Here is a 15,938-nt window from a genome sequence, read left to right on the forward strand (position 1 = left end):
ATGCAACTGCAAAGCTATAAATAATAGATGGCAAGTGGACAACATTTCTGAATGTTCCAACTTCAGGCTCGTTTACTCACGATTTTTTATTAGGACATTCGCAATTTTTCGGTCGTTGGACAATCGAGGTACCTTGTTTTGACCACCAAGTTTACCTTGTGATTTCATATAATCTATGAATGAGTTCTTCTTCAAAATCACAATTTCTAACTGCTCCAGGATGTTTCCACTGATGAGATCATCGTAGTAGCTATTTAGCTGTCGTAATTTTTGATCAATGGTGGAGGCAAACTGTTCCATATTCTCAGGTGGTCGTCCAAACTCAACGAACCACTGGTGTCTTGGTAGGCCTGAATCTGGATTGACTTGAGGTGCAACTGTAAATTCTGTGATCTCCGTGTGATCTTGCTCCTTCACAGCATGATTGATGGCTTTTTCCACTTCCTGACCGATGACATGCTCGCCAAACGCAGAAATAAAATGTTTGATACGGCCTGTGACCAATATTCTATACGGGTCGGTAGACACGAATTGAATGGTATCACCTATAGAGTAGCCCCACAATCCGGCATTGCTATTGATGATGAGTGCATAGTTGACTCCGGTTTTCACCTCACCGATACTTAGTCTTGTAGGGTGCTCATTATAATATTCATCAGCCGGAATAAACTCGAAGAATATACCGGTATCTAGCAGTAGTAGCAATCCCTCCTGATCCAAAGTATCCTGATAGGCAATGAATCCCTCAGAGGCTGGGTAGGTCTCTACAGAGTCTATTGTCTTACCTATGCTTTCAAAAAGTTTTGCTCTGTAGGGTGCAAAATTGACACCTCCGTACACGAAAAGGGAAAAGTCTGGAAAAATATCCTTGATGGGTTTTCCGGTCTTCAGGGTTAGTTTATCAAAATACATTTGCACCCACGGCGGAATACCTGAGATCAGAGTCATGTTTTTTTTGCAGGTCTCTTCCACAATTCGGTCCACCTTTTCTTCCCAATCTTCAATACAATTAGTTTCAAATGAAGGCATTTGGTTGGATCTCAGATAGGCTGGGACATGGTGATTGACTATGCCAGAGAGTCTGCCAGTATGAATACCGCTGGTTTTGGTCATAATGGGGCTGCCTGATAAGAAAATCAGGTTGCCATCGAGAAATTGGCTATTCCCGGAGTTGTGGACATAGTTCAGAAGAGCGTTTCTTGCACTATTGATATGATTAGGTACCGAATCCCTGGTAATCGGAATGTACTTTGTCCCAGAGGTGGTACCAGACGTTTTAGCAAAATAGGAGGGGAGCCCTGGCCAGAGCACATCAGGTTCGCCAGTTTTTATTCGATCTACATAGGGTCTTATTACCTCATAGTCTCCGACGGGAACTGCACGCTTAAAATCCTCATAGCTTTTGATGTCCTTAAATCCATGGTCTTTGCCAAAGGCGGTTTCTGAGGCTTTTTTAACTATAGCTGTCTTTATAGATTCTTGGGACTCAACAGGCCTGGATGCCCATTTGTTTTGTTGATTTACTATGTATTTGGCGAATGGTTTACTGAGTACCGATCGGATGCCCATTTTTATTGGTATTTGCTTTGTACGGTTTTTAGTTCGTCTTTGGTAAGTGGCTTTAGACCTACTGAGACTCTTTTTTCATTCACCGAATTTACATCTTCCAAGGGAAATAAAACAGTTTGTTCACCTACATAATTCCATTGTGTACCGTACTCTTGAGGTACTTTTTGATTAACAAGGATTCTATCTTTGATCATTGCCATCTGAGATAGGTCAGATTCACCACGTTGAGCTGATGCTTCCAGCAAAGGGAAGTATCTTTCTCTGACCTCATTTCCCGGCGATTGCTGTATAGCAAGAAACAAAGAGATATTCGCTTTTTTACCGATTACAGAAGTGCCTAACCAGCCATGTTCTGCTAGTACAGAGACTACAAATTGAAGGTGTACCGAATCCCGAAAGTGCATCAGCTGATTCAGGGAATCCATCTGTATGGATTGAAATCCATATGTATTAATGATGGGCATCACAGCCTCTCTCGCTTCAATATTCTGATCAACAAATCGCTCCAATTTATATCGCAGTGAGCTATAATCCTGCGCTTCGACTTGCGAAGTGATAAAAAGACAGATTAGTAATGCAAAGTATTTCAAGTCCAACTCCAATTATATTTATGAATATTTTCCAAAGCAGCAATTGTCAAATCTATAGAGGCTTGGATGTCATCTTTATCAGCCATTTCGATTACCTGATGCAGGTGTCTGGTTGGGATGGAAATAGCCCCGGATATTGCTCCGTTTTTGCCCTTTTGTTGAATCCCGGAAGTATCTGTCCCACCTGCGACAAGAATTTCATTTTGCCATGTGATTTTATGATCATCTGCTGTTTTTCTTAGAAAGTTCACCATGCGAGTATCGCATATGGTCATAGCATCTAGAATTTTAATCGCTGTTCCCTTGCCAAGTTCCGTGACAAACTCATGTGGGAGAGCCCCAGGAAGATCATAAGCTATGGTCGTATCCAGTGCGATTCCAAAGTCTGGATTGATACTATGCGCTGCCACATTGGCTCCTCTGATACCCACTTCTTCCTGGACAGAAAACACGGCATATATATCGTATTGATTGTTTTTTAGATTTTTTAATGCTTCTATTAAGATAAATACAGAAACTCGATTGTCAATCGACTTGCAGTTTACGCAATTGCCCATTTCAATCAGTTTACGTTCACGTGTGACAGGATCGCCGACAGAGACAATTTTGACCACTTCATCCCTGGACATGCCTAGGTCTATAAAATAGTCTTCTTTTTTCGCTGGTTTCTCTCTCTCGGCAGGAGTCATTACATGGATGGGTTTGCTGCTCATTACTCCCACAATGTCTTTTTTGCCATGGACGACCACTCGCTGGGCAGTAAAAGTTTTTGGATCGAATCCACCTAAAGTTTGAAATCGCAGAAAGCCCATTTCATCAATATGGCTTACGATAAACCCTATTTCGTCCATATGTGCTGCGAGCATCACCTTTTTGGGGTCTTCTGACGCTCCTTTTTTAATGGCGATTAGGTTGCCCATGTTATCAATGTGATATTCATCAACGTGGGACTTGATCTCTTCAATGACCAAATTTCTAATTCTTGATTCAAATCCAGGGGCTCCTGCTATTTCGCAGATACTTGTTAGCAAAGGGATGTTTAACGACATATGATAGGGGGAAATGAGGATATAATTTACCAGGAGCGACCTTCGCCTTCCACGGGATTGCTTACCAAAAGAATAGTCTTGTGAGCAAATTAAAAATTTGTGCGCACGAGAAGATTCGAACTTCCACGGGATTGCTCCCACCAGCCCCTCAAGCTGGCGTGTCTACCAATTTCACCACGTGCGCAAATATTATGTGATGAGCCCGTCATTACGGGAATGCAAAAATAGGAGGATTGTTGAAAAATCATTAAAATACCCTTTAAAGTTCTCAACTTTTTAAAAGTATTTACCCCTTGATCTCCCAAATCGAATCCACAAAGTATTGATTAGAGTCTAATAAATCCAGTTTCACCTCAAAACCAGAATTTACAGCCATGTTGTGTAGCTGCTTTATTGAATATTTTCTTGAGATCTCTGTATGAATTGGTTCCCATTCGGTAAAATGGTAGACTTCTTCGTCAATCGTCACTTCCTGATCTTTTTTGCTCAGCAGTGAGCTTTTACACTCTCCAGTCACTGGATCATAGGTTGGATAATGCTCAAAAGTGGAGGGGTCAAAATTGGCACCCAATTCACGATTTAATCTTCTCAGCAAGTTGTAGTTGAACTCTGCAGTAATGCCATTTGGGTCATTATATGCTAAAAGTATTTTTCTAGGATCTTTTTTGAGGTCGACACCAATCAGCAATAAATCCCCTGGATTAAGTTTGTCGCTTATGTTGGATGTAAAAGTCTCAGCCTCCTGATCGGTGAAATTTCCAATATTGGATCCAAGAAACAGGACTACATTTCTTTTGTTGTTGTCTTCTTTAAGTTGGTTTAAAACTTCAAAATAGTCCCCCTGTATCCCTCTGAAGGAGAGCGAAGGCATTTCTTTGTCAAGTGAGCCATGGAGTTGATCCAGTGCATTTTGAGAAATATCGACAGGCACATAGTCAAATGGAATCTCTTGAGCCAGCAGTTCTTCTAGTAGGACTTTGGTTTTGAGGCCGTCGCCAGCGCCGAACTCTATAAGGTTGAAGGGTTTTTGATCTGGAGAGAAAATCTTTGCAAGCTCCAACTTGTAGGTTTCAAATATATTGAATTCAGCATTTGTGAGATAATACTCTTCCATATGCATAATGCGCTGAAAAATTTCATCTCCGGTTTTATCATAAAAATATTTTGATGAAATACTTTTGATATCCCCGGACAATCCTTTCTTGACATCCGAGAGAAACTTCTTATTCTTGACTACTTCTTTTTCTATAGTATCAAACATGCTTTGCCAGGCGAATTCCCGTGAAATGCCATTTTAAATGTGGGTGAAAAAAATTTCTATAGGTTGGTCTAATGTGATCTTTTGGAGTAGCAAAAGATCCACCTTTCAAGACCATTTGGTTGATCATAAATTTCCCATTGTACTCGCCGACTGCACCGGCATCAGTTTTGAAATAGGGATACGGCAGATACGCAGAATTGGTCCATTCCCAGGTGTCGCCATAAAACTGATAGTGTCCTGCTTCGGCAGTCTTTGTCCTCAGGGCACCGCCTTCGACAAAGTTGGCATTCTTATGCCTATCGGGTTCATACATCTTACAAGCTACCTCCCATTCAAATTCGGAGGGCAATCTCATCTCGCGCCATTGTGCGTAGGCTGCAGCCTCATATTGGCTTACATGCGTCACGGGTTCGTTCAGATTGAGTGGCTGCAGTCCTTGAAATGAAAATTGAAACCATTCGCCATCTATTTTATGCCAATGCATAGGGGCCTTCTCTTTGTTATCCTGCACCCAAGTCCAGGCTTCCATATACCAGTGATGAAAATTTTGATAGCCTCCAGCTTCTATAAACTCCAGATATTCACCGTTGGTGATGAGCCGATCTCCAATTTCGAACTCATGCAAAAACACTTGATGTACACCTAGCTCATTGTCGAAACAAAAACCTTCTTTTTCGTGACCAATGGTATATTTACCTTCAGAAACGTGAAGGAAATTTAGCTCTCTGGAGTCACGCGTACATTTGTCTTCTCCTTTTCTGTATGCTGGAAACAAAGGATTGTTGCCGAGTATATACTTGATATCGTAAACGAGAAGCTCTTGATGCTGCTGCTCGTGTTGAAGCCCAAGTTCAAGTAGTTTGAGTACTGATCTATCGATTTCATTCTTTGAATCTAAAAACCCCAGCATCTTTTCATCGACGTAAGCTCGATACTTAAATATCTCGTCAGTAGTGGGCCGGGTTAGGTTGCCACGGTCAGTCCGTAAGACGCGTTTGCCAATAGTCTCATAGTAGCTATTGAAAACATAATTATAGTCCTTATGGAATACCTGATATTCCGGGTCAAAGGATTCAAGGATCATTTTTTCGAAAAACCAAGTCGTATGTCCAAGGTGCCATTTCGGAGGACTAACGTCTACAATGGGTTGAACCACAAAATCTTCTTTTTCCAGCGGCTCACAGATGATAAGTGATTGATTTCGAACTCGTAGATACTTTTCTCTTAGGTGAGAAAAAATATTGGAAGTTGGTATTGATTCGGTAAGCGTCGAGATAATGCTACGGTTTTGATTAATTCAAAATTAATGCTTCTTACGCATTTATAGTACGAAAGTTGAACTATTTGAAATTCATTTTAATTATCAGGTTGATCATTTAAGGTTTCTAAAAAAGCTTTAATAGCCTGTTTGTCGTCCTCAGAAAAACTTATGCTCCTAACAAGTAAATCTTGATTTTCGTTCGCTGAATCTATTGATTGGTAGTGATTCAGCACCTCATCAATTGACTCAAATCTTCCGTCGTGCATATAAGGAAATGTGCTATTGAGATTGCGGAGTGTCGGAGTTTTGTATTTGCCCAGATCAGCAGAATCTCTTGTGATCCGAAATCTTCCGGTAGATAAATACAAGTCTTCTGCAGAATAGGTTTGCGACAGTCCATTGTGATGAAATAAGTTGTCTTGAAACAACGGCGGTTTATGGCAAGTGGCACAGTTTGACATAAAGATTTGATAGCCCTGATTCTCCAGATGCGTGAAAGTGGTGTGCCCCTGCATGACACTATCATATTTGCTACTTGACGAAATCAAGGTTCGCATATACTGAGCGAGAGCTCTGCTGATAAAGGCAGAGGAAACCGAGTCCGTTTTATAAGCTTTTTTAAATCTATCAGGGTATGTCGGGTGCTGGTTGAGTTCCCTGCAAAGTTGAGTGAGGTCTATAGCCATTTCATCTGGGTTTAAAAGTGCAGCAAAAGACAAGGACTCAAGATTTTTCACTCCGCCATCCCAAAAGAAATGCTCAGACCAGGCCAGGTTTATCAATGCCGGAGTGTTTCTTTTTAGAGGTAACCCGCTATGACCAAGGCTAAATTTTTTACCATCCGAAAACGAAAGATTTGGGTTGTGGCAGGTGGCGCATGATATATTGCCGGTGGAAGACAGCAAAGGATCAAAGAACAAGGATTGTCCTAAAGCTACTCGTTCCTGCGTAAGCTTATTTCTGATTGGCGACGGGATAGGGTCAGGAAAATGGTTCGGATAGTCTAGTTGTAATTTATATTCTGAATTTGAGTTAGTATTACAGCTGGGAGCTAAAGACACCATCCACAACATACATAAAAGGTACCATATGATTTTGAAACTTTTCAGGCTGACGAATGTTTATGATTGGAAAGTTAAGTTAATGGAATTTCATTTTCCACCTGTTGCAGATGTAATGAAACTAAGGTTTGTCTCATATATAATTTTACTTCTGATCCTTGGATCATGTTCTGAGGATACACAAATCCAGGCTCCGACAGCTTATGAGTTTGTGCCGCCAGCGCACTTCGGCGACAATTTTGATATTCCATCGGATAATTCATTTACTATCCAGGGCATTGAACTTGGGCGGAATCTTTTTTATGAAAAAAACCTATCGCGCAATGGTCAGGTCTCTTGTGGCTCCTGTCATCAACAATCCAAAGCTTTTACCGACGGTTCAAAATTCAGCAAGGGGGTGGATCGTGAATTAACAGATAAAAGCTCGATGGCACTGGTTAATTTAGTATGGAATACCAAGTTTTTTTGGGACGGGCGAGCGGTTACTTTAGAAGAGCAGTCACTACAACCGATAGCAGATCATATTGAAATGGACCTGCCGCTCGATGAAGCCGTAGAGCGCCTCACTAATTCTGAGTCTTATAAGCAGCAATTTTTCTCGGCCTTCGAGACGGATGAGATTACAGCAGATTTGATTGCAAAGGCTCTCGCTCAATTTATGCGAACGCTTGTATCATCCAACTCAAAATATGATCAATTTTTGCTTGGTCAGGGTGAATTGACTGAACAAGAAAAACTGGGTATGAATCTGTTTTTCACTCACCCAGAACCGAGTACCGGCTTGAGAGGAGGCAACTGTGGCGATTGCCATCTCAATATTCTGACCTCTGGAGATCGAGAAGGTTATCAGGGTTTTCATAACAATGGATTGGATACAGAAAACAATCTTGAAGAGGGTCTTATGTCCGTCACCGCTAAGGCTGAAGACAAAGGAAAGTTCAAGGCTCCTAGCCTACGCAATATCGCTTTGACCGCTCCATATATGCATGATGGACGCTTTGCCACATTAGATGAGGTCCTGGATCATTATAATGAAGAAATACGTATAAGTAGTACACTAGATGTATTGATCTCTGACGCCACTAATCTAAATACAAAAAGCGATGAGCAAGTATTACTTGGATTAACTGATGAAGAGAAAGAGGCAATTATTGCCTTCCTGAATACATTGACAGACGATGAATTTATCAGCAATGAAGCATTTTCGAACCCTTTTAGGCCTTAGTGTTCTTATCATTTCCCTGATCTGCCTGAGCGCCTGCTCATCAGATGATGATATCGAAACTAAAACGCTAACCTTCCATTTTGAAGCTCAAGCTTTGGAAGAATCACTGATTTTTGAGGCAAAAAAGTATTTGACTCCATCGAATCAGACAATGACTTTTGAACGAATCAAAATCTATTTGAGCAATATCCAGCTTAAGGATAAAAACACCAATGAAGTATACTTTGAGTTGGACAGCTATCACTTAATAAGCTTTGACCAGGACAACGCCACGGCTTCCTTTACTGTGGAAGGTGTGCCAGCCGCCTATGTGATCTCTGAAATCGGATTCCACATAGGAGTGAACTCAGAGGCCAATACTTCCATAGATCACTTGGGCGATCTGGATCCTACTAATGGGATGGCTTGGGATTGGAATACAGGTTACAAGTTTCTTTTGCTTGAAGGGCGATACTTTTCAACCAATAATCCTATCGGGGAAGAAATAAAAATGCATATCGGGACAGACAAAAACTACTTCTCATATGATTGGTCACCTGACCAGCCTATCGCTATGAGTCAAGATCAGGAGATTAGTTTTATTGTTGATGGCTTTGCTCCATTAGGCACGATTGACTTTTCGGAAGGCACAGTCTTCATGAATGATGAAAGAGGAGATGAAGTCGCCCAGAATTACAAAATGGGGCTGATCCAACCAAAATAATTACGCCTTAATATTATCCCTATATTTTATAATCTACTAGCTTTATTCCAAATCTAAAAATGGGTAATAAAGAGAATGGAAGGAATAGAAAATATTGAGCTTAAGTATCTGACTCCAGGTGACTACGAGGAGTTAAAAAGTGCCATGATCGAGGCATATTCAAGCATGCCAAACTCCTATTGGAAACAAGATCAAATCAAGTCCTTGATTGATAAATTTCCTGACGGTCAAATAGTGATAAAAGTCAACGGTCAGCTGGCTGGATGTGCACTTTCAATAATTGTGAAATACAACGATTTTGATGAACATCATACCTATCAAGAGATCACTGGCAACTATTCTTTCGATACACATACCGATGTGGGCGATGTGCTCTATGGGATAGATGTTTTTATTAAATCCGAATTTCGCGGACTTCGATTAGGTCGTCGATTATATGATTATAGAAAAGAGCTCTGCGAACGCATGAATCTAAGAATGATCGCATTTGGTGGACGTATTCCCAACTATCATCAGTTTGCAGATGAACTGTCACCTAAGGAGTATATAGAGAAGGTCAAGCGCAAAGAAATTCATGATCCAGTACTAAACTTCCAAATCTCCAACGATTTTCACCCGTCTAAAGTGCTTACCGGATATTTGGAAGGCGACGAGGCCTCCAGTGAGTATGCGGTACTTTTGGAATGGGACAATATTTATTATCAAAAGCCGACTAAAAAGGCGGAAACCAAAAAAAGCATTGTTCGACTAGGATTGGTGCAATGGCAGATGCGTTTGTACAAAGACCTAGAGGAGCTGATGCAGCAGGCTGAGTATTTTGTAGATGCTGTATCTGGCTATCGCTGTGATTTTGCACTTTTCCCCGAGTTTTTTAATGCGCCCCTGATGGCTAAGGACAATCATTTGTCCGAACCAGACGCTATTAGAGAGCTCGCGCTGCATACTGAGGGAATCGTGAAAAAGTTTTCAGAGCTGGCTATATCTTATAATATCAACATCATTACCGGCAGTATGCCTGAGATCAAGGATGATCTACTCTACAATGTGGGCTATCTCTGTCGGAGAGATGGAACGACGGAGAGGTACGAAAAAATCCACGTCACTCCTGACGAATCAAAGGTGTGGGGTATGCAAGGAGGGCATGAGATAAAAGCTTTCGATACGGATTGTGGCAAAATTGGAATTTTGATTTGTTACGACTCGGAATTCCCGGAGCTCAGCAGATTGCTGGCAGATGAGGGTATGGATATTCTTTTTGTGCCATTTCTGACAGATACACAAAACGGTTATTCGAGAGTTAGAAATTGCTCACAAGCACGAGCGATCGAAAACGAATGTTATGTCGCTATCGCAGGAAGTGTTGGCAACCTGCCGAAGGTACACAACATGGATATTCAATTTGCTCAGTCGATGGTTTTTACTCCGTGTGATTTTGCTTTCCCGGCCAACGGGGTCAAGGCAGAGGCTACACCAAATACAGAAATGATTCTTATAGCCGATGTGGATATTGACCTATTGCGTGAGCTGAACCAATTTGGTAGCGTACAGAATCTCAGAAATAGAAGAAAGGATATTTTCGAACTGAAAAAGAAACGTTCTACGGCATAAAAAAAGAGACTGATCAAAAGAGCTAAAGCACCTTGAAAAGTCTCTTACTATTTTAATATTAGTAATTATTTCGCAGCAGCGAAACGCTTACTTACTTCTTCCCAGTTGATCACATTGAAGAAGGCATTGATATAATCAGGTCTTCTGTTTTGATAGTTGAGATAGTAAGCATGCTCCCATACATCCAGGCCAAGAATTGGAGTGCCACCACAGCCTACACCAGGCATCAATGGATTGTCCTGATTGGCAGAAGAGCATACTTCCAATTTTCCATCCTTCACGCAAAGCCAAGCCCATCCTGATCCAAATCTGGTAGCGCCTGCCTTAGCGAAAGCATCTTTGAAAGCGTCGAACGAGCCAAAAGCTGAGTCGATTGCTCCTGCAATTTCGCCAGTGGGATTTCCACCACCGTTTGGACTCATTACTGTCCAGAATAGCGAGTGGTTGAAATGACCACCGCCGTTGTTTCTCACTGCTGGTACATCAGAGTGCTCAGCACAAATTGCTTCAATAGTTTTGCCTTCCATTTCGGTGCCTGCGATAGCTCCGTTAAGATTGGTTACGTACGCATTATGATGCTTTCCATGGTGGATTTCCATAGTACGTTTGTCGATATGTGGTTCCAATGCGTCGTGTGCATAGGGTAAAGATGGTAATTCGAAAGCCATGATAACTCTATTTTTATGTTGAAAATTCTTTTAAGTAAAATTAGACGTAAATCTAGAATAAAGGTAGCCAATTGATCACTCTATTCTATGTGCCGATAGAAAATTGAAATTTACTTTCTCTTTTCCCTCATCTGAGCAAAAAAGGAGGTCACCATTTCACTGCATGCATCAGCCATGATGCCATGTTTGACCTTGGCTTTTGGGTGTAAGGCATTTGGTGCGAAAATCGTATAGCCTCTTTTCTCATCACTGGCTCCATAAATCACCTCATCGAGTTGAGACCAGTACGTAGCCCCAGCGCACATCGTGCAAGGTTCTAGCGTGACGTACAGTTTGCAACCGCTGAGGTATTTCGTACCAAGATAATTTTCGGCAGCTGTAATCGCCAAAATCTCCGCATGAGCGGTGACGTCATTTAACTTTTCAACCTGATTGTAAGCTCTTGAGATTATTTTATTATCACAGACCACCACTGCACCGACAGGTACTTCATTTTCGTCAAATGCATATTGTGCTTGTTTGAGAGCCTCCTTCATGAAAGCCTCGTCACTATGAAGTCCAGGGATCATCTTTTCTTCTTTTGAAATTCTACGCTATTCATGATGTCAGGAAGAGTAGCTTGCCATTCTTCTTTGAGCTGGACTAGGCAGGTGAAGTTGAATACCCAAGAATTTTTACCCACGATCATATATTGAATGTAGGTGTATTTTCTGACAGGGCTCTGAGATCTAAACGATTGCTTTTCAGGATTGACCATGGATACAAACTCGAAATAAGCCGCTTTGAGTCCATTTACCTCCTTTATTCCTTGGCTGATCATGTCAATTTGATCGTAGAAATTATAAATATTTGATTTTTGGAAGCTTACCATTATTTCAAGGTCTTCTTCCACCCACTGGGTAGCGGATTGGTTGATACCCAAATCTATATTTACAGATTCATCGGTGAAGATCGCCACCGGACGTTTAGTAGTGAAGTATCTGCTGGCGACCTCGTCGTCAGTCATAAGCCTAAAATCATCCGGGATCATCATGGTGATTTCCTCGGTGACTTCGACTTTTGTCAAATTACCTGCTAATAAATTAATAAATACTAAACTGAGAGATAGAAATGTACTCATGGTTTGCGAATTTCTTAAAGCTAGTGAAAAATCAAAATTAAACTACCCGGGCATGAAGCCCAAAACAACACAATGATTAAATTTGCGCGCCCGTTGGTGGACGGACTTTTTATTTAAGAAGAATACGATTATTATGCTGAGAACACAGACATGTGGCGAATTGAGGTTGGCTGATGCCAATAAAGAAGTGACGCTTTGCGGATGGGTGCAAAAAGTACGGGACAAGGGTGGTATGGTATGGGTGGATCTTCGTGATCGATATGGCATTACTCAGCTGATTTTCGAAGAAGGCAAAACCCCAACAGAATTAGTAGAGAAAGCTAAAGGGGTAGGCCGTGAGTATGTACTAAAAGCCACAGGACTTGTTGTCGAGCGATATGCAAAAAACGATAAGATCCCGACCGGTGAAATAGAAATTCAGGTTACTGATTTGGAGGTCTTAAATCCGTCCAAGGTGCCTCCTTTTATTATAGACAATGTCACAGACGGAGGTGAAGAGCTCCGGATGAAATATAGATATCTCGATCTACGGAGAGACGAAGTCCGTGAAAAACTAATGCTTCGTCATCGCATGCTTCAGGCCACCAGGTCCTACCTGTCCGATCAGAATTTTATGGAAGTAGAGACTCCAGTACTGATCAAGTCCACTCCAGAAGGTGCCAGAGACTTTGTGGTGCCCTCCAGAGTCAACAAGGGAGAGTTTTATGCACTACCACAATCTCCACAGACGTTCAAGCAATTACTAATGGTCTCTGGGTTTGACCGGTATTTTCAAATTGTAAAATGCTTCAGAGATGAAGATCTGAGAGCAGATCGACAACCTGAGTTTACACAGATTGACTGCGAGATGTCATTTGTGACTCAAGAAGATATTCTAAACACATTTGAAGGACTGACGAGACACCTGTTTAAACAGGCACTAGCTATCGAAGTAGGCGAGTTTGTCCACATGCAATACGAAGATGCCATGCGATTGTATGGATCTGATAAGCCTGATGTACGATTCGATATGCAGTTTGTAGAGCTCAATGAAGTCGCTCAAAACAAAGGATTTAATGTATTCGATCAGGCAGAACTAGTCGTAGGGATATGTGCCAGTGGATGTGCAGAGTTTACCCGAAAGCAATTGGATGCACTGACCGATTTTGTCAGAAGACCACAGATTGGAGCCAAAGGTCTAGTTTACGTGAAATGTAATGAGGATGGATCATTCAAATCATCAGTAGACAAATTCTATTCTCAGAATGATCTCAAAGACTGGGCAGATAAGGCGGGAGCCAAACCAGGTGATCTGATTCTTGTGCTTTCCGGGGATGTCAATACCACCAGAAAACAGATGTGCGAGCTGAGATTGCACATGGGTGACGTGCTAGAGCTAAAAGACCCAATGAATTTCAAGCCGCTATGGGTGCTTGACTTTCCCCTACTCGAGTGGGACGAAGAGACCAAAAGATATCATGCGATGCACCATCCATTTACCTCGCCGAAGCCGGACGAGATTGTATTGCTAGATACGGATCCGGGAAAGGTGCATGCAAATGCGTACGATTTGGTAATCAATGGAGTAGAAATAGGTGGAGGATCGATTAGGATTCATGACCGCGACACACAAGCCATGATGTTTAAGCACTTAGGGTTTTCCGATGAGGAAGCCAGAGAGCAATTCGGGTTTCTAATGGATGCTTTTGAATATGGCGCCCCCCCTCATGGCGGAATAGCCTTTGGATTTGATAGATTATGTTCTATGTTTGGAGGCTCTGATTCAATCAGAGACTTTATCGCCTTCCCTAAAAACACTTCTGCGCGCGATGTAATGATAGAATCTCCGTCGCCGATTGCAAAGGAGCAATTGGATGATCTAGGATTGAATCTGTTGCCGTCTGAATAATCTATATGAAAAAAGCTCTTACGTGCTATATATGTTTGATGTGCGCTTTTAGCGGGTTTGCACAGGAACAGGACTCCCTAAAGGAGAAAAAAGTCAAGTTTGCCATCTATCCGGCTATGGGTTATACGCCAGAGACTAAGGTAAATATTGGTGCAATAGCTTTTTTCGTATTCAATATGACTGATCCTGAGGAGCCCTTTCACCGACCATCCTCAATCACTCCATACTTTGTTTTTACCACGAATAAGCAAGCATTAGTGAAAACTGATTTGGACCTTTTTTTTAAAAATGGTATGAATCTCAATATGGAGGTCAGGTTATTTGACTTTCCTGACAACTATTTCGGCATCGGAAACGATAAGGTACCTTCAATAACAGAAAAATACGGAGATAAATATTCGCAGATAGCTGGCGCACTTTACAAACCACTGGCAGAGAAGCTTTACGCCAGTGTGGTTTTCGACTATCAATATGATAAAATAGATCCGTTGGAAGAAGGATTGTTGGATGTTGATGATCCAGTAGGAATCAACGGTGGATGGGCTAACGGGATGGGCTTTGGCATGCGATATGACAGTAGAAACAACACCCTGTATCCCACCAAAGGAAAATTAGCTAGTCTGGCTTTCACCGCCTATGGCAAAGCCTTTGGAAGTGATTATTCCTATTCAAAGTTTCTTTTGGACTACCGCCAATACTTTGATTTTATAGGTCCTAAAACAGTATTTGCTTACCAGGTGAAGCTGGATATGACGTCGGGTCGCGATATTCCATTTTATAAGTTGACTAAAATTGGTGGCAACAATAGACTCAGAGGTATTGAGCATCGCAATTTGTATCGAGATCGTCAAGCGTTTTATTTTCAAGCAGAGATCCGACAAGAGCTCTTTTGGCGATTTGGTGGTGTGATTTTTGGCGGAGCCGGTGAAGTATTTGATTCATTTAATGATTTTGATGGAGGAGATTTGCATTATATCTACGGAATCGGCGGTAGATTTCAGGCACTGAAAGGAGAAAAACTGAATTTTAGATTGGATCTGGGATTTACTGATAACGGCCAGCACGCATTTTATCTTTCAGTTAGAGAGGCGTTTTAGTAGATGATTCAAAATGTTGTAATAATTTTGTATTTTGCATAACCAGTTAAAGAAAAAGAGAAAGAAAGTGAATTATGGCAGATAAGATCAAATTGCTATATGTGGATGATGAAGCAGCCAACCTGAATGTTTTCAGAATTGCCTTCAAACGAAGGTATGATGTAACTACGGTTGAAAGCGCATTGGAAGGATTGAAGCTGATGGAGAAAGATAAGTTTGATGTCATTATTTCGGATCACCGGATGCCCGAGATGACCGGCGTAGAACTGCTAGAAAAAGTGGGCCAGTTATATCCAGATATGACCAGAATTATCATTTCAGAATATGTCAATGATGAAATCATTAGAAACGCCATTAAGAACTTCGGATTCAATGGTAGTGTAGGCAAGCCTTGGGATGCTGACCAACTCACAGCTCTTATTGAAAATAAATAATCTTCAGATTTGCAGTTAGATATTTCTACACCGGCGCTTTTGTTTCCGGCCATTACCCTATTACTACTAGCATATACTAATCGGTTTCTGGCCTTGGCGACCTTGATTAGAAATCTACATGCCAAGTATCAACTAGCCGACTCACAGCATGTGCTGATAGGTCAAATCAACAATTTAAGAAAGCGTCTCAATATGGTACGACGCATGCAGGCTTTCGGCGTACTAAGTTTTTTACTTACTGTCGGCTGTATGTTTGCCTTGTTTCAAGAGGCCTTCGACATAGCCAATTACCTATTTGGAGGAAGTTTGATTTCACTCATTACTTCATTGATTTTCTCCCTGGTTGAAATTCAAATGTCAACCAAAGCACTGAATCTCGAGCTCAGTGATATGGAAGGCTAAGG

The 15,938-nt window shown here is 41.5% G+C and carries 16 protein-coding genes and 1 tRNA gene; 7 read left to right on the top strand and 10 right to left on the bottom strand.

What is annotated here, in order from left to right; genetic code table 11:
* Positions 1 to 72 precede the first annotated feature (72 nt).
* From ABJF11_RS07005 to ABJF11_RS07035, 7 genes are all read right to left on the bottom strand, one after another.
* Positions 73 to 1,569 (bottom strand): GH3 auxin-responsive promoter family protein, encoded by a 1,497-nt coding sequence (locus tag ABJF11_RS07005; protein WP_348119020.1) that lies wholly within the window; start codon positions 1,567 to 1,569, stop codon positions 73 to 75.
* 2 nt (positions 1,570 to 1,571) lie between these two features.
* Positions 1,572 to 2,159 (bottom strand): DUF6624 domain-containing protein, encoded by a 588-nt coding sequence (locus ABJF11_RS07010; protein WP_348119022.1) that lies wholly within the window; start codon positions 2,157 to 2,159, stop codon positions 1,572 to 1,574.
* On the bottom strand, positions 2,156 to 3,208 hold the full coding sequence (locus ABJF11_RS07015) for a M42 family metallopeptidase (RefSeq protein WP_348119023.1): 1,053 nt from the start codon (positions 3,206 to 3,208) through the stop codon (positions 2,156 to 2,158). The genes ABJF11_RS07010 and ABJF11_RS07015 overlap by 4 nt, the downstream gene beginning before the upstream one ends.
* Positions 3,209 to 3,308: 100 nt before the next feature.
* Positions 3,309 to 3,392: transfer RNA gene (locus ABJF11_RS07020), tRNA-Leu, on the bottom strand.
* A gap of 102 nt (positions 3,393 to 3,494) precedes the next feature.
* Positions 3,495 to 4,469: an L-histidine N(alpha)-methyltransferase gene (gene egtD / locus ABJF11_RS07025; RefSeq protein WP_348119025.1), complete on the bottom strand. Its 975-nt coding sequence runs from the start codon at positions 4,467 to 4,469 to the stop codon at positions 3,495 to 3,497.
* Positions 4,462 to 5,748: an ergothioneine biosynthesis protein EgtB gene (gene egtB / locus ABJF11_RS07030; protein ID WP_348119081.1), complete on the bottom strand. Its 1,287-nt coding sequence runs from the start codon at positions 5,746 to 5,748 to the stop codon at positions 4,462 to 4,464. The genes egtD and egtB overlap by 8 nt, the downstream gene beginning before the upstream one ends.
* Positions 5,749 to 5,825: 77 nt before the next feature.
* Positions 5,826 to 6,794, bottom strand: coding sequence for a cytochrome c peroxidase (locus tag ABJF11_RS07035; RefSeq protein ID WP_348119026.1), 969 nt, complete (start codon positions 6,792 to 6,794; stop codon positions 5,826 to 5,828).
* 79 nt (positions 6,795 to 6,873) lie between these two features.
* On the opposite strand from ABJF11_RS07035, the gene ABJF11_RS07040 reads away from it, so the two are divergent.
* The 3 genes from ABJF11_RS07040 to ABJF11_RS07050 all read left to right on the top strand — a co-directional run bounded on the left by ABJF11_RS07040 (position 6,874) and on the right by ABJF11_RS07050 (position 10,327).
* A complete protein-coding gene (locus tag ABJF11_RS07040; RefSeq protein ID WP_348119027.1) occupies positions 6,874 to 8,016 on the top strand; it encodes a cytochrome c peroxidase in 1,143 nt (380 codons plus the stop codon).
* Positions 7,985 to 8,719 (top strand): MbnP family protein, encoded by a 735-nt coding sequence (locus tag ABJF11_RS07045; protein WP_348119028.1) that lies wholly within the window; start codon positions 7,985 to 7,987, stop codon positions 8,717 to 8,719. Before ABJF11_RS07040 ends, ABJF11_RS07045 begins: the two co-directional genes overlap by 32 nt.
* A gap of 75 nt (positions 8,720 to 8,794) precedes the next feature.
* Complete coding sequence (locus ABJF11_RS07050) at positions 8,795 to 10,327, top strand: carbon-nitrogen hydrolase family protein (protein ID WP_348119029.1); 1,533 nt, start codon at positions 8,795 to 8,797, stop codon at positions 10,325 to 10,327.
* A 65-nt stretch (positions 10,328 to 10,392) separates the two neighbouring features.
* On the opposite strand, the gene ABJF11_RS07055 is transcribed toward ABJF11_RS07050, so the two are convergent.
* From ABJF11_RS07055 to ABJF11_RS07065, 3 genes are all read right to left on the bottom strand, one after another.
* Positions 10,393 to 10,995 carry a superoxide dismutase gene (locus ABJF11_RS07055; protein ID WP_348119030.1) on the bottom strand — a complete coding sequence of 201 codons (603 nt, stop codon included), beginning with the start codon at positions 10,993 to 10,995 and terminating at the stop codon, positions 10,393 to 10,395.
* A 110-nt stretch (positions 10,996 to 11,105) separates the two neighbouring features.
* On the bottom strand, positions 11,106 to 11,564 hold the full coding sequence (locus ABJF11_RS07060) for a nucleoside deaminase (RefSeq protein WP_348119032.1): 459 nt from the start codon (positions 11,562 to 11,564) through the stop codon (positions 11,106 to 11,108).
* Positions 11,561 to 12,115 carry a hypothetical protein gene (locus ABJF11_RS07065; RefSeq protein WP_348119034.1) on the bottom strand — a complete coding sequence of 185 codons (555 nt, stop codon included), beginning with the start codon at positions 12,113 to 12,115 and terminating at the stop codon, positions 11,561 to 11,563. Before ABJF11_RS07065 ends, ABJF11_RS07060 begins: the two co-directional genes overlap by 4 nt.
* A gap of 133 nt (positions 12,116 to 12,248) precedes the next feature.
* On the opposite strand from ABJF11_RS07065, the gene aspS reads away from it, so the two are divergent.
* The 4 genes from aspS to ABJF11_RS07085 all read left to right on the top strand — a co-directional run bounded on the left by aspS (position 12,249) and on the right by ABJF11_RS07085 (position 15,936).
* A complete protein-coding gene (gene aspS, locus ABJF11_RS07070; RefSeq protein ID WP_348119035.1) occupies positions 12,249 to 14,003 on the top strand; it encodes an aspartate--tRNA ligase in 1,755 nt (584 codons plus the stop codon).
* A 5-nt stretch (positions 14,004 to 14,008) separates the two neighbouring features.
* Positions 14,009 to 15,100 carry a BamA/TamA family outer membrane protein gene (locus ABJF11_RS07075; RefSeq protein WP_348119036.1) on the top strand — a complete coding sequence of 364 codons (1,092 nt, stop codon included), beginning with the start codon at positions 14,009 to 14,011 and terminating at the stop codon, positions 15,098 to 15,100.
* Positions 15,101 to 15,174: 74 nt separating this feature from the next.
* Entirely contained in the window at positions 15,175 to 15,534 is a 360-nt protein-coding gene (locus ABJF11_RS07080) for a response regulator (RefSeq protein WP_348119037.1), read from the top strand.
* 9 nt (positions 15,535 to 15,543) lie between these two features.
* Positions 15,544 to 15,936, top strand: a complete 393-nt coding sequence (locus tag ABJF11_RS07085) for a DUF2721 domain-containing protein (protein ID WP_348119039.1) — start codon at positions 15,544 to 15,546, stop codon at positions 15,934 to 15,936.
* Positions 15,937 to 15,938: the final 2 nt, after the last annotated feature.

The sequence above is a fragment of the Reichenbachiella sp. genome, from assembly GCF_039941815.1.
Classification (GTDB): Bacteria; Bacteroidota; Bacteroidia; order Cytophagales; family Cyclobacteriaceae; genus Reichenbachiella.